This window comes from Actinoplanes sp. 13 (genome assembly GCF_056134165.1).
The window spans coordinates 149109-171360 of sequence record NZ_JBVYOQ010000008.1 but is presented as its reverse complement, the minus strand read 5'-3'; the positions used below and the strand labels follow the sequence as shown (position 1 = coordinate 171360).

The following is a 22252-nucleotide window of genomic DNA, read 5'->3' as shown; positions in this document are numbered from 1 at the left end:
GGTCACGACCCCTTTCGCCCTCACAGCCGAGGAGCCCGCCGGTGAACACCGCGATCGTCCACATCGACTGCGCGACCGACTCCATCCCCGAGGTCGCCGAGGCGCTCGCCGCGCTCGACGGGGTCAGCGAGGTGTACTCGGTGGCCGGCAACGTCGACCTGATCGCCATCGTGCGGGTGGCCAAGTTCGACGACATCGCCGAGGTCATCGCCGGGAAGATCTCGAAGACGCCGGGTGTCGTCAACACCGAGTCGCACATCGCGTTCCGGGCCTACTCGAAGCACGACCTCGAGGACGCGTTCGCCATCGGGCTCCCCGACGCGGACTGACGACCGGCGCACGCTCCCGGACGCGAACTGACAACCTGCGCGGGCTTCCCGACGCCGACTGACAACCTGCGCGGGGCTCCGACGCGAACTGACAACCTGCGCGGGCTTCCCGACGCCGACTGACGACCGGCGCGGGCTCCCGAGCGAGCCGGGGATCCGCCACCTGTCTGGGCCAGACAGCCCATAGCCGGTGACCCACCGCTTCAGCCCGGCAGCCGCGCCGCGGCCCGGGAACGCACCCGGGCCGCGGGGTAGCCACGGTGGTGGTGGCGGAAGGCGATGCGCCTGGCGCGTACAAGATCGGCTTGATGAGAGCCCGGGTGACGCGGCCGGGAGACAGCGATGAGAAAGGCCCGCCGCGGGGAACGCGGCGGGCCTTTCGTCGGTGGATCAGGTGGATCAGCGGCCGGACTTGATCTCCTCGCGCTTGGGCGGCGCGTGGACGGCCGGCGAGACCGGGGCCTCGGCCGGCTTCTCGACCGGGAAGAAGAAGCCCTTCACCGCGGGCGCCAGGGCGCCGATGCGGTTCATCTTCTTGGGTACGACCCAGCCCGCGTACTCCAGCGGCAGCGGGTGGCCGTGCTCGTCGACCGGGCCGAGGGGCTGGTGGACCTCGACGAACTGACCGTTGGGCAGCCGCTTGATGATGCCGGTCTCGACGCCGTGCGCCAGCACCTGGCGGTCGTGCTGCTGGAGACCCAGGCAGATGCGAACCGCGATGTAGTAGGCGAGCGGCGGCAGGATCAGCAGGCCGATGCGGCCGGCCCAGGTCATCGCGTTCAGGCTGATGTGGAACTTGTCGGCGATGACGTCGTTGCCGCCGGAGATGGTGGCGATGAACCAGAAGGTGAACGCCATCATGCCGATGCCGACCCGCTCCGGGTTGTCCCGGGGGCGTTCCAGCAGGTTGTGGATGCGCTTGTCCTTGAGCTTGCGCGCTTCCAGCCAGGGGTACGCCATCGGCAGCGTGAACAGCGCGCCCAGGCCGACGACGGCGGGCCAGAACATCGGCGGGATGCTGTAGCCGTCGCCGAACGGGACGTAGATCTGCCAGTTCGGCATGAGACGGACCAGGCCGTCCATGAACATGACGTAGAAGTCGGGCTGGCTGGCGGAGGACACCTCGGAGGCCCGGTAGGGGCCGAAGAGCCAGATCGGGTTGATCTGGAACAGGCCGGCCATCAGCGCGATGACGCCGAAGACGGCCATGAAGAAGCCGCCCTGCTTCATCGCGTAGCGCGGGAACATGCGCTCGCCGACGACGTTGGTGTTGGTCCGCAGCGGGCCCGGCCACTGGGTGTGCTTCTGCGCGAAGACCAGGCCCAGGTGGACGCTGATCAGCGCGAGCAGGCCGCCCGGGATGAGCAGCACGTGCGCGATGTAGAAGCGGCCGATGATCAGCTCGCCGGGGAACTCGCCGCCGAAGACCGCCGCGGACAGCCAGGTGCCGATGACCGGGATGGTCAGCATGATCGCCGAGGCGATGCGCAGACCGGTGCCGGAGAGGCCGTCGTCCGGGAGCGAGTAACCGGTGAAGCCGGCGAAGAAGCCGAGCAGGAACAGCACGATGCCGATGACCCAGTTGGTCTCACGCGGCTTGCGGAACGCGCCGGTGAAGAAGACGCGGGCCATGTGCACGATGATCGACGCCATGAACAGCAGCGCCGCCCAGTGGTGCATCTGGCGCATGAACAGACCACCGCGGACCTCGAACGAGAGGTCCAGGGAGGACGCGTACGCCGCGGACATCCAGGTGTCGCGGAGCGCCAGGTAGGAGCCGTCGTACTGCACCTCCTTCATCGACGGGTCGAAGAAGAGGGTGAGGAACACGCCGCTGAGCAGCAGCACGATGAAGGAGAAGAGGGCGATCTCGCCCAGCAGGAAGGACCAGTGGTCCGGGAACACCTTGTTCAGCAGGCCGCGCAGGGGGGTGGACGCCGTGAACCGCGCGTCGACCCCCTTGGCGAAGGTGACTGGTGCCTCTGCTAGGTCAACTTTTCGGCGCTTCACGGCCGCTCCCAGAAGTCAGGTCCGACAGTGTCGCGGAAATCGGACGCTGCCACGAAGAAACCTTCCTCGTCCACTGTAAGCGGCAACATCGGCAAACGCCGAGTCGCGGGCCCGAAGACCGGCTGCGCGTTGTCAGTGATGAGGAACTGCGACTGGTGGCACGGGCAGAGGAGGCGGTTGGTCTGCTGCTCGTAGAGGCTGGCCGGGCAGCCGGCGTGCGTGCAGATCTTGGAGTACGCGACGTAGTTGCCCCACATCGAGCCCTTGTTGCGCGGGTCGGCGTCAGCCGCCGCACGGGTCGTCGCGGCGTCGTCGGCACGCAGGTGGATCAGCAGCGTGGGCGAGTCGGCGTAGTGGTTGGTGGCACCGTGCGGGATGCCCGGGAAGACGGTGATCTGGCCACCGGTGCTGACGTCCTCGGGCCGGACCGGGCTGCCGTCCTCGCGGGTCAGCCGCACCGGGTCGCCGCCGTTGTTCGACGGGTGGAACCCGGTGGTGTACATCATCGGGTGGTCACCCTTGTGCGGGTCCTCGATCATGGCGCCGATCAGCGGGGCCGCCGCGGCGGCGCCGAGCGGGAGCATGCCGAGCGCGATCGCACCCTTGAGCAGCGGCCGGCGCTGCACGCCCAGCTCGTCCGCCACGTACAGCATCGTCTGGCCGGTGATCAGCTGCTCGTCCTCGGGGGACGGGCCGCCGTGCCGCTGCTGGATGGAGAGCTCGTGCGGCAGCAGCTTCTTCGCCCAGGCCAGGATCGCGAAGCCGAGCGCCAGCAGGCCGATGCCGAGCGTGATGCCGAGGACCGGCGTGTAGTAGTCGCTCAGCGTGTGACCGAGCTCGAACTCCCACGGCCACACGATGTAGGCGACGAGGAAGCCCACAGTCGCGATGCCGGAGATGCCGAACAGCAGAGCGATGTTGCGGACGACCCGCCGCTCGGCCTTCGAGTTCTGGCCGTGGAACTGCGACTCGTAGGTGATGATCTCGATGTCGTCGCGCCGGAGACCCTCTTTGACGATCTCGAAGCGCGTCAGGTGCGGGTCGTGCACGTCGACCGGCTGGACGCCGCCCTCGCCCGCCTGGTGGTGCCCCGATTGTTGGTGCACAGCCGTCATGACTTCCCCGCAATCCAGAGCGACACGAAGACCAGAATGGTGATGCCCACCAGGAAGATGGCCACGCCCTCGGTCGCCGGCCCGTACCGGCCCAGGTTGAAGATGCCGCCCGGGTCCTTGTCCTGCTGAAGCTGGTTCTGGATGTAGGTGATGATCTGGCGCTTCTGCTCCGGCGTCAGCTGGTTGTCACCGAAGACCGGCATGTTCTGCGGCCCGGAGAGCATCGCCGCGTAGATCTGCTCGGCCGTCGGGTCGTGCAGGGCCGGGGCGAACTTGCCCGAGGAGAGCGCGCCGCCGCCACCACCGAATCCGTGGCAGGAGGTGCAGTTGATCCGGAACAGCTCGCCACCGCGGGCGATCGCGTCCGGGTTGGTCTCCAGGTTCTCGACCAGCGGGCCCTCGGGGACCTGCGGACCGCCGCCGATCTCCTGCACGTACTGGGCCAGCTGCTGGGTCTGGGTCTCGTCGAACTGCGGCTTCTTCTCCTCGGCCTGGGCCTCCTGCCGGGTCATCGGCATGCGGCCGGTGCTGACCTGGAACTCGACCGAGGCGGCGCCGACACCGATGAGGCTGGGTCCGCGGTCCTCGACGCCCTGCCCGTCCCGCCCGTGGCAGGAGATGCAGCTGGTGTCGAAGAGAGCCTTGCCCTCCTTCGCGGCGGCGGAGAGCTGGACGTCGTCGTCCGCGAAGGCGCCCGGCGTGAAGGCGGTGTAGACGCCTCCGGCCAGGAACAGGGCGGCGAGCATCCGGGCAGCCGCGCCGAGCCGCCGGCGTGTCCTGCTCGGCGCGGAACGCCGCCGGGAGAACACCCGGGCACGCCTGCGGGCGGGGGTGTCAGAAGTCATGGGCTATGTCCCTCTGGGTGTCGAACTCGAAGCTCAGCTGATCCGGCGTCACTGGAGCCAATAGATCATGGCGAACAGCGCGATCCACACGACGTCCACGAAGTGCCAGTAGTACGACACGACGATCGCCGACGTGGCCTGGGCCGGGGTGAACCTACCCATGGTCGTCCGGATCATGTAGATGATGAAGGCGATCAGGCCACCGGTCACGTGCAGACCGTGGAACCCGGTCGTCAGATAGAACATCGAGCCGTAACCGTCACCGTTGATCTTGACGCCGTGGTGAACCAGCTCCACGTACTCGTTCACCTGCCCGAGCACGAAGATCAGACCCATCACGAAGGTGATCGTGAACCAGCGCCGCAGCGCGAACACGTCACCCTTCTCCGCGGCGAACACGCCCAACTGGCAGGTCACCGACGAGAGAACCAGGATCACCGTGAAGGTGGTGGCGTACGGAACGTTCAGCGACTCGGTGTGCTTCTCCCACTGGCTGTAGTCCGCCGCCCGGATGGAGAAGTACATGGCGAACAAAGCCGCGAAGAACATGAGCTCGCTGGAGAGCCACACGATGGTCCCCACGCTGACCATGTTGGGTCGGGTCAGCGAGTGGATCCGGCTCTTGTCGATGGCTGCCGCTGTCACGGCCTCATTATTCATCCGAACCGGGCCCAAGGTCCCCCGGGGTCCCCAATCCGGCACTGTGGTCGCCCCAGAATTATCTGTGACCAGCGGGTAGGCCTAGCCTCGAGAGGTGCATCCTGACGAAATGCCCCCACTCGCGGCCGCCGGCGGGGATACTGGACTCCCGCCGTTCAGCCCGGCGGTGATCTTCACCGAATTCCACTTGGTCAGCCTGATCGCGCTGGGACTCCTGGTGTCGGCGGCGGTCTACCTCTACGGCGTCTGGCGCCTGCGGCAGCGCGGCGACGCGTGGCCGCCCGGCCGGACGGTGGCCTTCGTCGCGGGTGGACTCGGATCCATCGCGGCGGTCACGGTGACCGGCATCGAGGCGTACGACACCACTCTGATCTCGGTGCACATGGTCCAGCACATGGTGCTCTCGATGGTCGGGCCGATCTTCCTGGCCCTGGGCGCCCCGATGACCCTCGCGCTGCGTACGCTCCAGCCCGGACCCCGCAAGGCCCTGCTCGCCGTCGTGCACAGCCGGTACGTGCGGGTCCTGACGTTTCCGCTGGTCGCCTTCGGACTGTTCATCGCGAACCCGTTCGTCCTGTACTTCACCGGGCTCTACCGGGCCACGCTGGAGAGCGCGGTGCTGCACGAGTTCGTCCACTTCCACTTCATCGTGACCGGATGCCTTTTCTTCTGGCCGCTGCTGGGACTGGACCCGCTGCCCAACCGGTGGCCGTACCCGGGTCGCGCGCTGCTGATGGTGCTCTCCGTGCCCTTCCACACGGTGCTCGGGCTGACGATCATGCAGAGCCGCGAGCTGCTCGGCGGCGACTGGTACCCCAGCCTCGGCCTGAGCTGGCTGGATCCGCAGGCCGACCAGGTCACCGCCGGCGGCATCCTGTGGGCCGGCGGCGAGATCGTCAGCGTCACGATGCTGGGCATCCTGGTGGTGCAGTGGGTGCGGCAGTCCGACCGGGAGGCCCGCCGGGTGGACCGCGCCCTGGACCGGGCCGAGGCGGCGGAGGCGGCGCGGACCGGCGGCGGACCGGACCCCGGCGCCGGATAACGGATTCGGTACGATCGGCGGGACCTACGACGTGAGGCGGGACACATGAGCGACGCGGCGACGCCGACCCAGTACACCGTTCTGCTCTACAGCAACAACGCCGCGGTGCGCGACCGGATCCGGATGGCCATCGGCCCCCGTCCGGCGGCCGACCTGAAGGTCGAGTTCGCCGACGCCTCCACCTGGGAGGAGTGCCGTGACCTCCTCGACCGGTACGAGATCGATCTGATGGTCCTGGACGGCGAGGCCAACCCGGCCGGCGGGATCGGGCTCGCCCGGCAGGCCAAGGACGAATATCTCACTCCCCCGCCCACCTGTGTCGTCATCGCCCGCGCCGCGGACCGCTGGCTGGCGGCGTACGCGCAGGTGGACGCGACCCTGCTGGCCCCCCTCGACCCGGTCACCACCGGGCAGACGGTGGCCGGCCTGCTCCGCGCCCGGCGCGCCGGGGCCGTGCCGCTGGGCACCCAGGGCGAGATCGCCCGCTGATCCACCACTCCCCCCGCACACCCCCTTTCCGTTGACGGAGGCCCCTTCATGGGCGCGCGTACCTGGCCCAACCTGACGAGCGCCCTGCTGCGCGGCGACGAGCTCGGCACCGCGGACACCTCCTGGGCCATGGGCGAGATCATGGCCGGCAATGCGACACCGGCCCAGATCGCCGGTTTCGCCGTCGCGCTGCGCGCCAAGGGTGAGACCCCCACGGAGCTGGCCGGCCTGGTGGAGGCGATGCTCGCCAACGCCACCCCGGTGCCGCTGCCGGAAGACGTGCGCACCAGCGCGGTGGACGTGGTGGGCACCGGCGGTGACCGGGCGAACACGGTGAACATCTCCACGATGGCGGCGATCGTGACCGCCGCGGCCGGGGTGACCGTGGTCAAGCACGGCAACCGCTCGGCCTCCTCCACCACCGGCACCGCCGACCTGCTGGAGCACTTCGGCATCCCGCTGGACCTGGGACCGGCCGGGGTGGCCCGGACCGTCGAGGAGGCCGGCATCGGCTTCTGCTTCGCGGCCCGTTACCACCCGGGCATGCGACACGCCGCGGTCACCCGCCGCGAACTGGGGGTGCCGACCTTCTTCAACGTGCTCGGCCCGCTGACCAACCCGGCCCGGCCCACCTCGGCCGCGGTCGGCTGCTTCGACACCCGGATGGCGCCGGTGATGGCCGAGGTGTTCGCCCGGCGCGGCGACTCGGCGCTGGTGATGCGCGGCGAGGACGGGCTGGACGAGTTCACCACCGCCGCGCCCACCCGGATCTGGCTGGCCCGCGACGGCAAGGTGGAGGAACTGCTGGTCGACGCGACCGAGCTGGGCCTGCCGCGCAGTCAGCCGGACGCCCTGCGGGGCGGCGACGCCGCGTTCAACGCGGACGTGGCCCGTCGCACCTTCGCCGGCGAGCCGGGCCCGGTGCGCGACGCGGTGCTGCTGAACGCGGCGGCCGCGCTGGCGGCGCAGAGCGGCTTCCCCGGTGACTTCCGGGAGACGCTGCGGGCCGGCATCGCCCGGGCCGCGGATACTGTTGACTCGGGCGCGGTGACGGCTCAGCTCGACCGCTGGGTCGCGGCGGCGCAGGCAGCCAAGGCCGCTGAGTAACCAAGGCCGCTGAGTAACCAAGGCCGCTGAGTAACCAAGGCCGCTGAGTAGAATTCTCAACACGCCGAGGTCAAATGCCCGGCAATGCCCTATTTACGTGACAGCGTCTGAATGACCTTCGGGTAATTCCACCTTCCGGCGAAGGAGACACCCGTGAGCGAACGCGAGCTCCGCTGCGTCATCTGCGACGGCGACATGCTCTTCGAGGTGCCGCCCTGTGAGGACGGCCACGACGACTGCCCCGAGCTGGTCTGCACCCGGTGCGGCGCGGCCGAGGTGGTCGCGCCGATAGTCGTGCACCTGTGGCTGCGGCCCACCGGCGGCCGGGTCGCCCCGCAGCAGCGTCGCGCGGCCTGATCCGATCCCGCACCACTCGGCGCACCTGAACGGCCGCTCAGCGCGGCCTGAGACCACGTAAAAGGCCCGCACCCATCCGGGTGCGGGCCTTTACGTTGTCTGCGGTCTAGTGCTCCGGCGCCCGGGTGCCCGAGTAGTACTCGAACAGCAGCCCGCAGGACGCGAAGATCACCGCGATCAGGCCGAAGGCGAGCAGCCACCACATCCAGAACACCAGGCCGACGCCGGCGATCGCCGCGGACAGCGCGATGCCGAACGGCCAGTAGCTGCCCGGGCTGAAGAAGCCGACCTCGCCGGCGCCCTCGGCGATCTCGCCGTCCTCCCGGTCCTCCGGCCGCAGGTCGATGCGGCGGGCGACGAACCAGAAGAAGCCGGCGCACATCGCGCACAGCAGGCCGGAGAGGATCAGCGCGACGGTGCCGACCCACTCGACACCGCCCTGGAACCCGTCCGTCTCGCTGCCCGAGATGTTGGCGGTGCCGGCCGTGTAGAGGCCGTAGACGGTGGCCGCGCCGAAGAGGAACACGGCGACCGCGGCGAAGATCTTGTATTCGGTCCGCACGTCGAGGCTCCTACTTCCCTGCGGCTGCGTTCTCGGACTGGTTCCAGCTGTTCTGCTGGCGGCGGGTGTTGAACGGCTGGGTGGTCGTCGCGTACGACTCGGCACCGGTGAAGCCGATCGCGGCCATCGCCTCCTGCGTCGAGGCGCCGCCCCGCTTGCTGGTCAGGAACTGCTCGAACTTCTCCGGCGAGACCACGACCAGCTCGAAGTTCATGAAGGCGTGATAGGTGCCGCACAGCTCGGCGCAGCGGCCGACGTAGCGGCCCTCCCGGTCCAGCGTGACCTCGAAGACGTTGCGGATGCTGCCCGGGAACACGTCGCGCTTGAACAGCATCTCCGGCACCCAGAACGAGTGGATGACGTCGCGGCTGGTCTCCTCGAACCGGATCGACTGTCCGACCGGGAGCACCAGGATCGGGATGACGTCGGACGAGCCGACCGTCGAGGCGACCGTGTTGGCCTTCTCGCCCATGCCGTCGCGGTAGTTGAACTGCCAGTTCCACTTGAAGGCGACGACCTCGACGACCTGGTCGGGGTTGCGCGACAGCTTGTCCACGCTGGTCTGCACGATGGCGGTGTAGTAGAAGAGCACCGCGACGATCAGCACCGGCGTGACCGTGTAGAGGATCTCCATCGGCATGTTGAACCGGGTCTGCACGGGCAGGTCCTCGCCGCGCTTGCGGTACCGGATCACGCACCAGAAGATCAGGCCCCACACGCCGAAACCGACCACCAGGGCCGCGATCGTCGACGCGATCCACAGGTCGTACATCTCGTGGGCCTGCAGGGTGATGCCCCGGCTCGGCCACCCGAAGTGCCCGAACGCGTCGCCCCAGTCCTGAATCGAGCATCCGGACAGCAGCGTCAGCAGCGTCGCGCCGCCGAGACCCAGCCGGGCCGCCCGGCCAACTGCCCGCGGCCGTGTGGCCGAACTCCTTGCGCCCACCTGCTTCTGCCTCCTTAGCAGCGCCGCCCCTGCCCAATTCGGACACCTGGCGGCAAGGCTCACCGACGGTCGCACACTACTCGACCTGGCCGGGGCCGCCCGCCACCGGGGGGCCGAGAGCCCGGCCGTCCGGGGAATGTCCCGGACAACCGGACGATACCGTTCCCGGTGTGGATTACACAGGCGATCCGGCCGGGGCGACGGGATACCCCGCTCCGGCGGAGGTATACCTGGACGCCGCCAGCGCGGCGCCACTTCATCCGGTGGCCCGCGAGGCGTTGCTCGCGTCCCTGGCCGACGGCTGGGCGGACCCCGCACGCCTGTACGCCGCGGGGCGACGGGCCCAGCAGCTGCACGAGGCGGCCACCGCGGTGGTCGCCGAAATCTTGAGCGTACGCGCGGACGAGGTCTCCTTCTGGCCGTCCGGCACATCCGCGGCGCAGGCCGGTGTACTGGGTGGACTGGCCGGGCGGCGCAGGGCCGGGCGCGTCCTGGTGCACTCGGCGATCGAGCACTCGGCCGTCCTGCACGCCGCCCGCACCACCGAGGCGTCCGAGGTCGGCGTGGACCGGCTCGGCCGGCTCGACCTGGACGCCTGGGCCACCGCGGTGAAGGCGCCGGGAGTGGCCCTGGCGGGCCTGATCAGTGCCAGTCACGAGGTCGGCACGGTGCAACCGGTCGCCGCCGCGGCGGAGTTCTGCGCCGAAGCCGGGGTGCCGCTGTTCGTGGATGCCGCGCAAACGGTCGGGCGGATGCCCGTACCCCCGGGTTGGTCCCTGCTCAGCGCCAGCGCGCACAAGTGGGGTGGTCCGCCGGGGGTCGGTGTGCTGGTGGTCCGCAAGGGTGTGCGGTGGATCTCACCGCAACCACAAGATGATCTTTATCGCCCCCGGGCGCAAGGCGCCGCGGACCTGCCGGCCGTCATCGCCGCGGCGGCGAGCCTGCGGGCCGTCGTGGCCGGGGCCCAGGCCGAGGCGGTACGACTCAGCGCCCTCGTCGACCGGATCCGTGCGCGGGTGGCCGCCACCGTGCCGGACGTGGAGATCGTCGGCGACCCGGCCGAGCGGCTGCCGCACCTGGTCACCTTCAGCTGCCTCTATGTCGACGGCGAGGCGCTGCTGCACGCGCTGGACCGGCAGGGCTTCGCCGTCTCCTCCGGGTCCTCGTGCACCTCGTCCACGCTGCGGCCCAGCCACGTGCTCGAGGCGATGGGCGTACTCAGCCACGGCAACGTGCGTGTGTCGCTGCACGCCGGCACCACCGAGGCCGAGGTGGACCGGTTCCTCGCGGTGCTGCCCGGCGTGGTGGAGCGGATCCGGGCGGAGGCCGGGATGTGATCACCCTGGACTGCCGGGGCCAGCGCTGCCCGCTGCCGGTGATCAGGCTGGCGAAGGCCCTTCCGGACGTTGCGGTCGGCGAGATCGTGCGAGTGCTCGCCGACGACCCGGCCGCGGCCAACGACATCCCCGCCTGGTGCCGGATGAAGGGGCAGGAGTTCGTCGCCGGCCACGGCCACGAGTTCGACGTCCGCCGGATCAGCTGAGGTACGCCACCACCTGCGGGACCGGCTCCTCGGCGAGATGGGTGTCGACGACCAGGCGCGGGCCGAGATAGGGCTCGTACTCCGCCCGCCGCTCGAGGACCCGCACCCAGTCCGGGATGCCCTCGTGGTCGCGGGCCGCGTACCGCGCCTCGACGCGGCGGCGGTGCTCGGCGTCGTCGGCGCAGACCACCTCCACCACGCGCAGCGGCACCCGCAGCCGCATCGCCAGGTCGACCCAGATGTCACGGGCCGCGCGGACCGGGTTGACCGCGTCGATGATCACGTGGTGGCCGATCTTGAGCTGTTCCTCGGCGAGCGCGGCCACCACGCCGTACGCCGCGAACCCGGGGCGGGACTCCGCCACCCCGTAGCGTTGCAGGGTGAAGTCGACGGTGTCGACGGCGAGCACCGCCGCGGGCAGCTCGGCGGCGACCCGCGCCGCGAGGGTGCTCTTGCCGACCCCGGGAAGGCCGGCGAACACGGCGAGGACCATCAGGCGGGCAGGAAGGGCGCGATCTCGGCGGCGGCCTCTTCGCCGTACGCGGCGGTGAGGCGCTTGGTGAAGTCGGCGGTCCGGACGTCGTACTCCTGGGTGCCGACCGTCTCCAGCACCAGCGCGGCGACCAGCGAGCCGACCTGGGCGGATCGCTCCAGGCCGAGGCCCCAGGAGATGCCGGAGAAGAAGCCGGCCCGGAAGCCGTCGCCGACGCCGGTCGGGTCCTCGCCGATCACGCCGGGCACGACCGGCACGTGGATCCGCTCGATCCCCCGGCCGGTGATCTCCACACCGTCCTTGCCGAGCGTGGTGACCCGGATCTTGACCTCGTCGAGCACCTGGTCGGCGGTCAGACCGGCCTTGGTCTCCAGCAGCGACCGCTCGTACTCGTTGGTGAGCAGGTATTCCGCGCCGCGGATCAGGCTCAGCACGTCGGAGCCGTCCATCCGGGCCAGCTGCTGCGAGGGGTCCGCGGCGAACGCGTAACCGCGGGTGCGGCACTCCTCGGAGTGGCGGATCATCGCGGCCGGGTCGTTCGCCCCGACCAGCACCAGGTCCAGGCCGCCGGACCGCTCGTGCACCGGGGCCAGCTCGATGTTGCGGGCCTCGGCCATCGCACCGGCGTAGAACGAGGCGATCTGGTTCAGGTCGTCGTCGGTGGTGCAGACGAAGCGCGCGGTGTGCGCGACGTCGCTGACGTGCACCGAGTTGCAGTCCACCCCGTGCCGCTCCAGCCAGGACCGGTAGTCACCGAAGTCGGCGCCGACCGCGCCCACCAGGATCGGCCGCAGCCCCAGCTTGGCCATCCCGAAGGCGATGTTCGGCGCCACGCCGCCGCGCCGGACCACCAGGTCGTCGACGAGGAAGGACAGCGACACCTTGTGCAGCTGGTCGGCGATCAGCTGGTCGGCGAACCTGCCGGGGAAGTGCATCAGGTGGTCGGTCGCGATCGAGCCGGTGACGGCGATCTTCATTTCGGCCCTCGGGGGTCGGGGAACAGGGGCGTTACGCGTTGAGACTACCGGTCGGTGACAGACAGCAGGCCGTCCCGTTAACGGGACGGCCTGCTGTCTGGTTGCTGCGGATCAGTGGAACGAGTCGCCACAGGCGCAGGAGTTCTGCGCGTTCGGGTTGTCGATGGTGAAGCCCTGCGCGTCGATCCGGTCGGCGAAGTCGATGGTGGCGCCGGCCAGGTAGGGCGCGCTCATCCGGTCCACCACGACCTCGACGCCGCCGAAGTCGTTCACGACGTCCCCGTCGAGCGAGCGCTCGTCGAAGAAGAGCTGGTAACGCAGGCCGGAGCAGCCACCGGGCTGTACGGCGATGCGCAGGCGCAGGTCGTCGCGCCCTTCCTGCTCGATCAGGGCCTTGACCTTCACCGCGGCAACGTCGGTCAAGATGACGCCGGTCGGGGCGGTCGCCTCGGTCGACTCGGTGTGCGCTTCAGTGGTCACTAGGTATCTCCCTGCCAGGTGCGGTCATGTGCCGTACGTAGGCAACGCTAACCCCATTCCGCCGGATTCCCAATCCAGGGGAATTCAGATCACCGGCTCCACTGCTCGGCAAGTTGTCCCGCCAATTCGCGCAGGCCGCGCGCGGGTTCGGCGAGTGCGGTGTCGACCGAGCCGAAATGCTCGACCAGGGTGTGCGTCTCGGTGACCCCCGCCGCCGCGGCCTCCCGGTGCCCGGTCTCGTTGCGTCCCGCGAGCACCACGCACGGCAGGCCGCGGTCCCGGGCGCTGTTCGCGATGCCGGCCACCACCTTGCCGCGCAGCGACTGGTGGTCGAACGAGCCCTCACCGGTGATCACCAGGTCGGCGGCGTCCAGCTCGGCGTCCAGGCCGATCAGATCCGTGACCAGGTTGATACCCGAGGTCACCCGGCCGCCGAGGGCGATCAGCGCGGCGCCGATCCCGCCCGCCGCGCCGCCACCCGGCGCGGCGGCCAGGCCGGTCACCCCGAACGCCTTCTCCAGCACGCCGGCGAAATGCTCCAGCGCGGCGTCCATCCGCAGCACCGCCTCCCGGCTCGCGCCCTTCTGCGGGCCGAACACGTTGGAGGCCCCGTGCAGGCCGGTCAGCGGGTTGTCCACGTCGGTGGCGGCCACCAGCCGCACCTGCCGCAGCTGCGGGACGCCGGCCAGCGTGGTGGCGGTGAGCAGCGGTGCGGCGCCGTACGGCAGCGCATATCCCGCCGTGTCGACGGGACCGGCGCCGAGCGCGGCGAGCATGCCGGCGCCCGCGTCGTTCACCGCCGAGCCACCGAGCCCGACGATCACCTCGGCGGCGCCGGACTCCACCGCGGCGGCGATCAGCAGGCCCAGCCCGTAGGAGGTGGTCCGCTCCGGGTCACGCTCGCCGGGGCTCAGCAGGTGCAGGCCGCACGCCTGGGCACTCTCCACGTACGCCGTGCCGCCCGCGTACAAGATCTCGCCCCGCGCCGGCCGGCCGAGCGGATCGACCGTCTCCACCGGGATCAGCCGGCCCGTCAGGGCGGTGGCGAGCACCTCGACGAAACCGGGGCCGCCGTCGGCGAGCGGACGCTGCACCAGGGTGTCACCGGGGACGGACCAGCCGTCCGCGACGGCCTGGGCGACAGCGGGGGCGGAGAGGGTGCCGGCGAACTTGTCCGGGCAGATCAGTACGCGCACCCAGTGAGTGTGGCAGCCCACCCTTCGCGGCGCAGCTACCGTCCCAGCCGTTGTGCGACGATTACGGACGTGACGTCGACCTGGACCGAACCCTCCAACACGCCCCTCACGCTGCTCCTCCTCGGCCGCGGCACCGACCCGGCCAGCGAGCGCGGCGTGGACTGCCCCGGCGACCTGCCCGCGCCCAGCGACCCCGGCCTGGTGGCCCGCGCGACGGCCGCGAAAGAGGCGCTCGGGTCCCGGGTGTTCGTGCTCGGTCACCACTACCAGCGCGACGAGGTGATCCAGTTCGCCGATGTCACCGGTGACTCCTTCAAGCTCGCCCAGCAGGCCGCGGCCCGCCCGGACGCGGAGTTCATCGTCTTCTGCGGCGTGCACTTCATGGCCGAGAGCGCGGACATCCTGACCACCGCAGACCAGAAGGTGATCCTGCCGGACCTGGCGGCCGGCTGCTCGATGGCCGACATGGCGGTGCTCGGCCAGGTGGAGACCGCCTGGGAGCAGTTCCAGGACCTCGGGATCGCCGACGAGATCGTGCCGGTGACCTACATGAACTCGTCCGCCGACATCAAGGGCTTCGTCGGCCGTAACAAGGGCGTGGTCTGCACCTCGTCCAACGCCAAGCGCGCGCTGACCTGGTCGTTCGAGCAGGGTTCGAAGGTGTTCTTCCTGCCCGACCAGCACCTCGGGCGCAACACCGCCGTGCTGGAGATGGGCTTCGACCTGGACGACTGCGTCCTCTACGACCCGCACAAGGCGAACGGCGGTCTCACCGACGAGCAGCTGCGCAACGCCCGGATGATCCTCTGGCGCGGGCACTGCTCGGTGCACGGCCGGTTCACCATCGACAGCGTGCGCGAGGTGCGTGAGCGGGTGCCCGGCGTCAACGTGCTGGTGCACCCGGAATGCCGGCACGACGTGGTCCGGGCCGCCGATTACGTCGGCTCGACGGAATACATCATCAAGGCCCTGGACGCGGCGCCGGCCGGGTCGGCCTGGGCCATCGGGACAGAGCTCAATCTGGTACGACGACTCGCGCTCGCCCACCCGGACAAGCAGATCATGTTCCTCGACCGGACGGTCTGCTACTGCTCGACGATGAACCGCATCGACCTCCCCCACCTGGTGTGGGCGCTCGAGGAGCTGGTCGCCGGGCGGGTGCCGAACCAGATCACCGTGGACCAGAAGACGGCACACGAGGCGCGCGTCGCGCTTGACCAGATGCTCGCCTTGCCATAACTGTGTGTAGCCGCTTGAACTCACCTTTGCCTTAAAGGTTCCTTAGTCAGCGGCGTTTCACACCCCGCCTCGACTGGCGCGGTTGTCACTCAGCGCTATGCTTCCCCGGTTGCAGAAGCGGGTACCCCCACCCGCGCTCTGCCCCCTCGATCACCGGGCGCCCCGACGCCCACCGGCTGGAGGTTACGTTGACCGACGATGTCCTGATCGTGCACGGCGGTACGCCGTTGCAGGGTCAGATCCGCGTCCGTGGCGCCAAGAACCTCGTCTCCAAGGCGATGGTGGCCGCCCTCCTGGGCGAGTCACCGAGCCGCCTCTTCGACGTCCCGCGGATCCGCGACGTCGAGGTGGTGAGCGGACTGCTCGAGCTGCACGGCGTGAAGGTCAGCGCCGGAGCCGAGGACGGTGAACTGGTGATGGACCCCACGAACGTGGAGAGCGCCAGCACCGACGAGATCAACGTGCACGCCGGCTCGAGCCGGATCCCGATCCTGCTCTGCGGGCCGCTGCTGCACCGGCTCGGCCACGCGTTCATCCCGGACCTGGGCGGCTGCCACATCGGGCCGCGCCCGATCGACTTCCACATCCAGGCGCTGCGCGAGTTCGGCGCGGTCGTCGACAAGAGCCCCGAGGGCATGCACCTCAGCGCCCCGAACGGGCTGCACGGCGCCAAGCTGGAGCTGCCGTACCCGAGTGTCGGCGCCACCGAGCAGGTGCTGCTCACCGCGGTCCGCGCGGAGGGCGTCACCGAGCTGCGCAACGCGGCCATCGAGCCGGAGATCATCGACCTGATCTGCGTGCTGCAGAAGATGGGCGCGATCATCACCGTGCACACCGACCGGGTCATCGAGATTCAGGGCGTGCCCCGGCTGTACGGCTACGAGCACAAGCCGATCCCGGACCGGATCGAGGCCGCCAGCTGGGCCGCCGCCGCGCTCGCCACCCGTGGCGAGATCGAGGTGCTCGGTGCCCGGCAGGCCGACATGATGACGTTCCTGAACGTCTTCCGCTCCATCGGCGGCGAACTCAAGATCACCGACGACCGGGTGGCCCGGGACGGCGTGACCGGCTCCCAGGGCGGCATCAAGTTCTGGCACCCCGGCGGCGAGCTGAACGCCGTCGCGCTGGAGACCGACGTGCACCCCGGCTTCATGACCGACTGGCAGCAACCTCTGGTGGTGGCTCTCACCCAGGCCCGCGGCATCTCGATCATGCACGAGACGGTGTACGAGCAGCGGCTCGGATACACCGAGGCGCTCAACCAGATGGGCGCCACCATCCAGGTCTACCGCGACTGCCTGGGCGGCACCCCGTGCCGGTTCGGCCGCCGCAACTTCATGCACTCCGCGGTGATCGCCGGCCCGTCCAAGCTGCACGCGGCCGACCTGGTCATCCCGGACCTGCGGGCCGGGTTCGCGCACCTGATCGCGGCCCTCGCCGCCGAAGGCACCTCGCGGGTCTACGGCGTCAACCTGATCAAGCGCGGGTACGAGGACTTCGAGGGCAAGCTGAACGCCCTCGGCGCCCACGTCGAGCGGCAGTAGCTCCCTTTTTCATCACGATCAACGGCGCGGTGTGTGGCACACCGCGCCGTTTGGCTACGCTCGTGTCGTGTCCCCGCTGTTTCGCCGTAAGCAAGAAGCCGACCTCGTCGCAGACGCCACCACCTCCGCCGGCCCGGAGGTGACCGCCGCCGAGTCGCGCCCCCGGGCCTACACGCCCAGCAAGAAGGAGCTCGGCGTGGTCACGCCGAAGCGGACCGTTCCGGGTCGCCGGGTCCAGGACCCCGCCCCGGCGAACCGCAAGGAGGCCTTCAAGCAGATGCGGGCGCGGCAGCGCGAGGAGCGCGCCGAGGCCGCCGAGGGCATGCGCAACGGCGACGAACGTTACCTGCTGGCCCGCGACCGGGGCCCGGAGCGGTCGCTGGTCCGCGACATCGTCGACTCCCGGCACACCGTCGGCTCCTGGTTCATCGGCGGCGCCGTGATCGTGCTGATCGGCTCGTCGGTGCCCAACATCCTGATCCAGCAGATCAGCACGGCGATCTGGGCGCTTCTCGCGCTCGCCGTGTTCATCGACAGCGTGCTGATCGCGCGCCGCATCAAGAAGCTCGTCCGGGAACGTTTCCCGCAGACCAGCCAGAAGCTGGGGTCGCTCTACATCTACGGCATCATGCGCGGCCTGACGTTCCGCCGGATGCGGGTCCCCAAGCCGAAGGTCGCCCTCCGCGCCAAGATCTGACCCCACGTGTGAACTTCGGGTGCGCTCCGCACCCGAACCTCACACACTGCCTGCGGCCCAGCTTGCGTGTGAACTTCGGGTGCGCTCCGCACCCGAACCTCACACACTGCCTGCGGCCCAGCTTGCGTGTGAAGTTCGGGTGCGAATCCGACCGCAACTTCACACACTGTCCTGGGGTCAGGGGACGCCGGCCAGGCGGAGCAGGGCGGCTACTGCGGCCGCTGCGACGACGACCAGGACGAAGGGGGCGCGTCGCCAGGCGAGCAGGCCGCCGACCAGTACGCCGGCCGGCCGCGCGATGCCGGCGAACTCGCTGCCGGCCATCAAGGCGGCCGTTCCGGCCAGGGCGGCCAGCAACGCCGCCGCTGCCATGGGCAGGAGCCGCTGCAGGGAGTCAGAGAGCTCGAGACGGTCGCGCAGCAGCACACCGCTGAGACGCATGGCGTACGTGCCGGCTGCCAGGGCCAGGATGGCGGCGATCAGCATCGGGCCTCCTCGGTCGTGGCCGACGCGCTGGGCACTGTCGGCGCGTCGGGCACTGTCGGCGCTTCGAGGGCTGTCGGCGCGCCGGGTGGGGTGGCCGGGTGGCGGCGCCGGGGGCGGAACAGCACGAAGAGGCCGAGCAGGGCGCACAGCACCGGCAGGCCGGCCGGCAGCACCGGTGTGAGCAGCACCGCGATCGCCGCCCCGGTCAGGGCCACCCGGCGGGCGTCGCGGTCGCGCAGCGACGGCAGGATCAGCGCGATCAACCCCGCCGGGAACGCGGCGTCCAGGCCCAGCGCGTCCGGGTCGCCGGTCGCGCCACCCAGCAGGACGCCGAGGATCACGCCGGTGTTCCAGGTGACGAAGAGGGTCGCCCCGACCGTCCAGTAGACCCGGCGCCGCCGCGCCGGGTCGGGCTCGGCCAGGGCGAACGCGACCGTCTCGTCGGTCATCAGGTGGCTGCCGACGAGGCGGTCCCGCAGGCGGGTGCCGATGGTGTCGGCCACGGCCAGCCCGAACGGCAGGTGCCGGGCGTTCAGCAGGAGCCCGGCCAGCACCGCGGCCAGCGGGTTGCCCGCAGCGAACAGCCCGACCGCGAGGAACTGGGCGCCGCCCGCGAAGACCAGCACCGACATCACCATGGGCACCCAGGCCGGCAGCCCGTACGCGATGGTGATGGCGCCGAACGAGGCCCCCACCGCGAGGGTTGCGGCGGCCAGGGCGGCGACGTCGCGGGTCGTTCGTTTTGCCGAACTCATAGTTCTCTATGCTGAACGAAGACACTCGCGTTCGTCAAATCGAACGATTGAACCGATGGAGCGAACATGGAGCATCCGGCACCGCCGCTGGCCGTCATCGCCGCCGCCCTGCGCCGCGAACGCGAGCGCGCCGGGATCTCCCTCGCCGAGCTGGCCCGGCGGGCCGGGCTGGCCAAGTCGACGCTGTCCCAGCTGGAAGCCGGCACCGGCAACCCGAGCATCGAGACGCTCTGGGCGCTCGGGGTGGCGCTCGGCATCCCGTTCAGCCGCCTGGTGGAACCGCCGGCCGTACCGGTCCGCGTGATCCGTGCCGGCGAGGGCACCAGCCTGCGCGCCGACCGGGCCGCGTTCGTGGGCACCCTGCTGGCGACCGGGGCGCCGCACACCCGGCGCGACATCTACACGTTCCATCTGGAGCCTGGCGAGGCGCGCGAGGCGGAACCGCACATCCCGGGCAGCGTGGAGCACATCGTGGTCGCGTCCGGCCGGATCCGGACCGGCCCGATCGGCCAGACCGTCGAGGTGGGACCGGGCGACTACGTGACGTTCCCCGGCGACGTCCCGCACCGGTACGAGGCCCTGGAACCCGCCTGGGCCGTACTGATCATGGAACATCGGTAGCGCGGTAGAGCTTCGCCACCACGTCCTCGATGTCCGGCTCCACCAGGGACAGGTCGCGCACCGGCACCGCGGCCACCAGCCCGGCCACCGCCGCGCCGGCCGCCGACGAGTCCAGCGCGAAGGTCACCCGGTGGCCGGCCGCTGCCCGGGACACCAACGTCGCCCCGGGCAGCGTGAACCCCTCCGGCAGCGGCCTCTCCAGATCCACCACCAGGCTGCGGCGCGAACCGTACCGGGCGTGCAACGCCTCGATGGTCCCGTCGTGCACCACCCGGCCGTGATCGATCACCACGAGCCGCTCGCAGAGGCGCTCGATGTCGGCCAGGTCGTGGGTGGTCAGCACCAGCGTCACGTCACCCGACCCGCCGAGCTCGGCCAGGAACGAGCGGACCGCCTGCTTGCTCACCACGTCCAGGCCGATCGTCGGCTCGTCGAGGAAGAGCACCTCCGGGCCGTGCAGCAGGGCCGCGGTCAGCTCGCCACGCATCCGCTGGCCCAGCGACAGCTGCCGCACCGGCGTGTCCAGGAACTCGTCGAGGTCCAGAAGCGTTCGGCAGCGCCGCAGCCGGGCCGCGTGCTCGTCGGCCGGCACCCGGTAGACGTGCCGCAGCAGCCGGAACGACTCGCGCAGCGGCAGATCCCACCAGAGCTGGGAACGCTGCCCGAAGACGACACCGATCCGCAGCGCCAGCCGGGTGCGCTGCGGCACCGGGGTCAGGCCGCAGACGGAGATCGTGCCGCCGGACGGGGTCAGCACGCCGGTGAGCATCTTCAGGGTGGTGGACTTGCCGGCACCGTTCGGACCGATATAGCCCACCATCTCACCGCGCTCGACGGTGAGGTCGACCCCGTCCACGGCCGCGACCGTGCGTTTCTCCCGGCGGAAACGGCCGGCTTTGACGCGTACCGTAAAAGTCTTTTGCAGGCCTTCGACGAAAATCACGAGCCGGTGCTCCTGTAATGACGGATCCCGATGCGCCAGACGACGGCGGCGACGGCGGCCGCGGCGAGCGCGACCACCGGAGAGAGAAAACCGGTCCAGGCCGGCAGGCCCAGCGGGTCGGTGCGGCCGAGCAGCGCCAGCGCCGGCTGATAGGACACGAAGGCAAAACCGAGGGCGTACGCGAAAAGACCTCGGAACCATCCGCTGTAGACCGTGATCGGATAGGACGTGAAATCCCGCCCGCCGTAGGTGAACGCCGCGCCGACCTCACCCGACTCGACCCACCAGAAAGCCAGGCTCGCGCTGATCACGAAGATCGCGCCGAAGAAGACGCAGCCGGCCAGCGGCGCCACCGCCATCAGCAGCACCCGGGCCGGTGTCCAGTCGATGTCGTTGACCGCTACCGCCCAGCCCAGCACGACGAAGCCGAAGATCACCCGCAGCAGCTTGCGCAGCGGCAGGTCCATCAGCAGCAGCTGCGGCAACGCGGGCAGCGGCCGGACCAGGACCGCGTCGAGAGTCCCGGCCCGGACGTAGACCTTCAACCGGTCCACGTTGCCGACCAGCATGTCGGCGAGCGTGAACGCGGCCGAGCTGAGACCGACCATCAGCACCGCCTCCCGCAGCGTGAAGCCGCCCACCGCGGGAGTCGCCCGGAACAGCACGAAAACGGTCATCACGTCGAAGACGGTGGCGCCCATGTTGCCGACCATCTCGGCCAGGAACGACGCCCGGTACGACATCAGCGAGCGGATCTGCCCGCCGGCGAGGGCCGCGTACGCCCGCAGCTCACCCACCCTGCACCACCAACCGGCGCTCGGCCCGGCGCTGCACCAGCGCGGCCAGGCCCAGCATGGCGACCGCCCACACCGCCTGCACCGCGACCAGCCCCGCCTGCAGGGCCGGGCCGTCCCGCTCAGCGATCACGTCGAGCGGTGTCTGCAGCAGGCTCGGCAGCGGAGTCGCCAGCCACAACGCCAGCACGAACTCCTCCGGCAGCAGCCGCAACGGGAAATAGAGACCACCCAGCACGCCCGAGCCCAGCGTCCACAGCATGATCGGCCCGCGCGCGTCGTGCAGCCAGTACGCCGTGGCGTTCACCACGTAGCGGCAGCCGAAACAGATCACCACGGCCAGCGCCACGGAGAGGGCGAAGAGCGGGATCGTCTGCCAGCGGGTCGGCGTACGCATCGGGAAGAAGAGCGCGCCGGCGAGCACCGGCCCGGCGAACCGGGTGAGGAACGCGTACAGCGTCCGCCCGAGATCCGCCGCCAGGTAGCTGACCAGCGGAGACACCGGACGTAACAGGTCGGCCGCGATGTCACCGGTGCGGATCCGGTCGGCCAGGTCGGTCCACCCCCAGATTCCGATCACGCTCAGTAGGCCCTGACCCACCCAGACGTAGGTCGCGAGCTGCTCCGCGTCATAACCGGCGGGCCGCCCGCCGGCCGCACCCGCGGCGACCGCGAGCAGTACGTAACAGCGCAGGAAGCCGAACACGATGTTCGTGAACGTTCCGGCTATGGTGGCTTGCCGGTAGGTCGCGTACCGCCGGAAACCCGACCCGATCAGCGCACCGAAAGTAGTAGCGGAGCCGCGGAACGGACCGTTTCGAGAGATCGTCAGCACCCTGGCGCCGATCCGGTCCACGCCGTTAATCTCCTCTCGACACCCCTCGCAACGGAGCCGGGCGACTCTACCCGGGTCCCCGGTCGGCCGGCGCACGATTTTTGACAAGGTGGAGTTCGCCGTGACGGAGCGTTGCCAATCGCCGGGCCGCCCTCTGGGCGCCCGATGAACGGTTGGAGCTCCCTGC

The 22252-nt window shown here is 70.2% G+C and carries 26 protein-coding genes; 11 read left to right on the top strand and 15 right to left on the bottom strand.

Annotated elements, in window-relative coordinates; genetic code table 11:
• Positions 1-41 precede the first annotated feature (41 nt).
• A complete protein-coding gene (locus tag AC0NH5_RS18975) occupies positions 42-329 on the top strand; it encodes an Lrp/AsnC family transcriptional regulator (RefSeq protein WP_474405449.1) in 288 nt (95 codons plus the stop codon).
• Between the two features lie 399 nt (positions 330-728).
• On the opposite strand, the gene qcrB is transcribed toward AC0NH5_RS18975, so the two are convergent.
• From qcrB to ctaE, 4 genes are read right to left on the bottom strand one after another with little or no spacing between them, the layout of a single operon-like run.
• Complete coding sequence (gene qcrB, locus AC0NH5_RS18970; RefSeq protein WP_474405447.1) at positions 729-2339, bottom strand: cytochrome bc1 complex cytochrome b subunit; 1611 nt, start codon at positions 2337-2339, stop codon at positions 729-731.
• Positions 2336-3454, bottom strand: coding sequence for a cytochrome bc1 complex Rieske iron-sulfur subunit (qcrA, locus tag AC0NH5_RS18965; protein ID WP_474405445.1), 1119 nt, complete (start codon positions 3452-3454; stop codon positions 2336-2338). Before qcrA ends, qcrB begins: the two co-directional genes overlap by 4 nt.
• Entirely contained in the window at positions 3451-4299 is an 849-nt protein-coding gene (gene qcrC / locus AC0NH5_RS18960) for a cytochrome bc1 complex diheme cytochrome c subunit (protein ID WP_474405443.1), read from the bottom strand. The genes qcrA and qcrC overlap by 4 nt, the downstream gene beginning before the upstream one ends.
• A gap of 48 nt (positions 4300-4347) precedes the next feature.
• A complete protein-coding gene (gene ctaE, locus AC0NH5_RS18955) occupies positions 4348-4944 on the bottom strand; it encodes an aa3-type cytochrome oxidase subunit III (protein ID WP_474405441.1) in 597 nt (198 codons plus the stop codon).
• 124 nt (positions 4945-5068) lie between these two features.
• Here ctaE and AC0NH5_RS18950 point away from each other — a divergent pair, with 124 nt between their 5' ends.
• From AC0NH5_RS18950 to AC0NH5_RS18935, 4 genes are all read left to right on the top strand, one after another.
• Positions 5069-6001, top strand: a complete 933-nt coding sequence (locus tag AC0NH5_RS18950) for a cytochrome c oxidase assembly protein (RefSeq protein WP_474405439.1) — start codon at positions 5069-5071, stop codon at positions 5999-6001.
• A 45-nt stretch (positions 6002-6046) separates the two neighbouring features.
• Positions 6047-6490: a hypothetical protein gene (locus AC0NH5_RS18945; protein ID WP_474405438.1), complete on the top strand. Its 444-nt coding sequence runs from the start codon at positions 6047-6049 to the stop codon at positions 6488-6490.
• 48 nt (positions 6491-6538) lie between these two features.
• Positions 6539-7597: an anthranilate phosphoribosyltransferase gene (gene trpD, locus AC0NH5_RS18940; protein ID WP_474405436.1), complete on the top strand. Its 1059-nt coding sequence runs from the start codon at positions 6539-6541 to the stop codon at positions 7595-7597.
• Between the two features lie 153 nt (positions 7598-7750).
• Complete coding sequence (locus tag AC0NH5_RS18935) at positions 7751-7954, top strand: hypothetical protein (protein ID WP_474405434.1); 204 nt, start codon at positions 7751-7753, stop codon at positions 7952-7954.
• A 106-nt stretch (positions 7955-8060) separates the two neighbouring features.
• Here the strand turns inward: AC0NH5_RS18935 and AC0NH5_RS18930 are convergent, their stop codons facing one another.
• Together AC0NH5_RS18930 and ctaC are read right to left on the bottom strand one after the other, a co-directional pair.
• On the bottom strand, positions 8061-8516 hold the full coding sequence (locus tag AC0NH5_RS18930) for a cytochrome c oxidase subunit 4 (protein ID WP_474405432.1): 456 nt from the start codon (positions 8514-8516) through the stop codon (positions 8061-8063).
• 10 nt (positions 8517-8526) lie between these two features.
• A complete protein-coding gene (gene ctaC / locus AC0NH5_RS18925) occupies positions 8527-9462 on the bottom strand; it encodes an aa3-type cytochrome oxidase subunit II (protein ID WP_474405431.1) in 936 nt (311 codons plus the stop codon).
• A gap of 170 nt (positions 9463-9632) precedes the next feature.
• Between ctaC and AC0NH5_RS18920 the strand changes: the two genes are divergently transcribed.
• Together AC0NH5_RS18920 and AC0NH5_RS18915 are read left to right on the top strand one after the other, a co-directional pair.
• Positions 9633-10799 (top strand): cysteine desulfurase family protein, encoded by a 1167-nt coding sequence (locus AC0NH5_RS18920; RefSeq protein ID WP_474405429.1) that lies wholly within the window; start codon positions 9633-9635, stop codon positions 10797-10799.
• Positions 10796-11005, top strand: coding sequence for a sulfurtransferase TusA family protein (locus tag AC0NH5_RS18915; RefSeq protein WP_474405427.1), 210 nt, complete (start codon positions 10796-10798; stop codon positions 11003-11005). Before AC0NH5_RS18920 ends, AC0NH5_RS18915 begins: the two co-directional genes overlap by 4 nt.
• Here AC0NH5_RS18915 and AC0NH5_RS18910 read toward each other — a convergent pair.
• The 4 genes from AC0NH5_RS18910 to AC0NH5_RS18895 all read right to left on the bottom strand — a co-directional run bounded on the left by AC0NH5_RS18910 (position 10998) and on the right by AC0NH5_RS18895 (position 14151).
• Positions 10998-11486: a P-loop nucleotide/nucleoside kinase family protein gene (locus AC0NH5_RS18910; protein ID WP_474405425.1), complete on the bottom strand. Its 489-nt coding sequence runs from the start codon at positions 11484-11486 to the stop codon at positions 10998-11000. The two genes, AC0NH5_RS18915 and AC0NH5_RS18910, sit on opposite strands and share 8 nt — an antisense overlap.
• Before the next feature lie 11 nt (positions 11487-11497).
• Entirely contained in the window at positions 11498-12475 is a 978-nt protein-coding gene (locus AC0NH5_RS18905) for a carbohydrate kinase family protein (RefSeq protein WP_474405423.1), read from the bottom strand.
• Positions 12476-12586: 111 nt separating this feature from the next.
• On the bottom strand, positions 12587-12955 hold the full coding sequence (gene erpA / locus AC0NH5_RS18900) for an iron-sulfur cluster insertion protein ErpA (protein WP_185040212.1): 369 nt from the start codon (positions 12953-12955) through the stop codon (positions 12587-12589).
• An 89-nt stretch (positions 12956-13044) separates the two neighbouring features.
• Positions 13045-14151 carry a glycerate kinase family protein gene (locus AC0NH5_RS18895; RefSeq protein ID WP_474405421.1) on the bottom strand — a complete coding sequence of 369 codons (1107 nt, stop codon included), beginning with the start codon at positions 14149-14151 and terminating at the stop codon, positions 13045-13047.
• Between the two features lie 69 nt (positions 14152-14220).
• On the opposite strand from AC0NH5_RS18895, the gene nadA reads away from it, so the two are divergent.
• From nadA to AC0NH5_RS18880, 3 genes are all read left to right on the top strand, one after another.
• The gene (gene nadA / locus AC0NH5_RS18890) at positions 14221-15390 is read left to right on the top strand and encodes a quinolinate synthase NadA (protein ID WP_474405419.1); all 1170 of its coding nucleotides are present in this window, start codon (positions 14221-14223) and stop codon (positions 15388-15390) included.
• 188 nt (positions 15391-15578) lie between these two features.
• Positions 15579-16934, top strand: a complete 1356-nt coding sequence (gene murA, locus AC0NH5_RS18885) for a UDP-N-acetylglucosamine 1-carboxyvinyltransferase (RefSeq protein ID WP_474405417.1) — start codon at positions 15579-15581, stop codon at positions 16932-16934.
• Positions 16935-17001: 67 nt separating this feature from the next.
• Positions 17002-17631, top strand: a complete 630-nt coding sequence (locus tag AC0NH5_RS18880; protein WP_474405415.1) for a DUF3043 domain-containing protein — start codon at positions 17002-17004, stop codon at positions 17629-17631.
• 177 nt (positions 17632-17808) lie between these two features.
• Here AC0NH5_RS18880 and AC0NH5_RS18875 read toward each other — a convergent pair whose 3' ends face one another.
• Together AC0NH5_RS18875 and AC0NH5_RS18870 are read right to left on the bottom strand one after the other, a co-directional pair.
• Positions 17809-18117, bottom strand: a complete 309-nt coding sequence (locus AC0NH5_RS18875; RefSeq protein ID WP_474405413.1) for an AzlD domain-containing protein — start codon at positions 18115-18117, stop codon at positions 17809-17811.
• Positions 18111-18872, bottom strand: coding sequence for an AzlC family ABC transporter permease (locus AC0NH5_RS18870; RefSeq protein WP_474405412.1), 762 nt, complete (start codon positions 18870-18872; stop codon positions 18111-18113). Before AC0NH5_RS18870 ends, AC0NH5_RS18875 begins: the two co-directional genes overlap by 7 nt.
• Before the next feature lie 66 nt (positions 18873-18938).
• On the opposite strand from AC0NH5_RS18870, the gene AC0NH5_RS18865 reads away from it, so the two are divergent.
• Positions 18939-19493, top strand: a complete 555-nt coding sequence (locus AC0NH5_RS18865; protein ID WP_474405410.1) for a helix-turn-helix domain-containing protein — start codon at positions 18939-18941, stop codon at positions 19491-19493.
• Here AC0NH5_RS18865 and AC0NH5_RS18860 read toward each other — a convergent pair.
• Genes AC0NH5_RS18860 through AC0NH5_RS18850 form a run of 3 tightly spaced genes read right to left on the bottom strand, consistent with a single transcriptional unit; the run spans position 19477 to position 22077 of the window.
• Positions 19477-20436 carry an ABC transporter ATP-binding protein gene (locus tag AC0NH5_RS18860; RefSeq protein ID WP_474405409.1) on the bottom strand — a complete coding sequence of 320 codons (960 nt, stop codon included), beginning with the start codon at positions 20434-20436 and terminating at the stop codon, positions 19477-19479. The two genes, AC0NH5_RS18865 and AC0NH5_RS18860, sit on opposite strands and share 17 nt — an antisense overlap.
• Entirely contained in the window at positions 20433-21233 is an 801-nt protein-coding gene (locus AC0NH5_RS18855) for an ABC transporter permease (RefSeq protein WP_474405406.1), read from the bottom strand. Before AC0NH5_RS18855 ends, AC0NH5_RS18860 begins: the two co-directional genes overlap by 4 nt.
• The gene (locus AC0NH5_RS18850) at positions 21226-22077 is read right to left on the bottom strand and encodes an ABC transporter permease (RefSeq protein ID WP_474405700.1); all 852 of its coding nucleotides are present in this window, start codon (positions 22075-22077) and stop codon (positions 21226-21228) included. The genes AC0NH5_RS18855 and AC0NH5_RS18850 overlap by 8 nt, the downstream gene beginning before the upstream one ends.
• Positions 22078-22252: the final 175 nt, after the last annotated feature.

Bases quoted from the DNA above. Each gene is read 5' to 3' on its own strand.
- qcrA (WP_474405445.1), bottom strand. From the start codon at position 3,454: ATGACGGCTGTGCACCAACAATCGGGGCACCACCAGGCGGGCGAGGGC.
- qcrC (WP_474405443.1), bottom strand. From the start codon at position 4,299: ATGACTTCTGACACCCCCGCCCGCAGGCGTGCCCGGGTGTTCTCCCGG.
- AC0NH5_RS18950 (WP_474405439.1), top strand. From the start codon at position 5,069: ATGCCCCCACTCGCGGCCGCCGGCGGGGATACTGGACTCCCGCCGTTC.
- AC0NH5_RS18945 (WP_474405438.1), top strand. From the start codon at position 6,047: ATGAGCGACGCGGCGACGCCGACCCAGTACACCGTTCTGCTCTACAGC.
- trpD (WP_474405436.1), top strand. From the start codon at position 6,539: ATGGGCGCGCGTACCTGGCCCAACCTGACGAGCGCCCTGCTGCGCGGC.
- AC0NH5_RS18905 (WP_474405423.1), bottom strand. From the start codon at position 12,475: ATGAAGATCGCCGTCACCGGCTCGATCGCGACCGACCACCTGATGCAC.
- AC0NH5_RS18875 (WP_474405413.1), bottom strand. From the start codon at position 18,117: ATGCTGATCGCCGCCATCCTGGCCCTGGCAGCCGGCACGTACGCCATG.
- AC0NH5_RS18870 (WP_474405412.1), bottom strand. From the start codon at position 18,872: ATGAGTTCGGCAAAACGAACGACCCGCGACGTCGCCGCCCTGGCCGCC.
- AC0NH5_RS18865 (WP_474405410.1), top strand. From the start codon at position 18,939: ATGGAGCATCCGGCACCGCCGCTGGCCGTCATCGCCGCCGCCCTGCGC.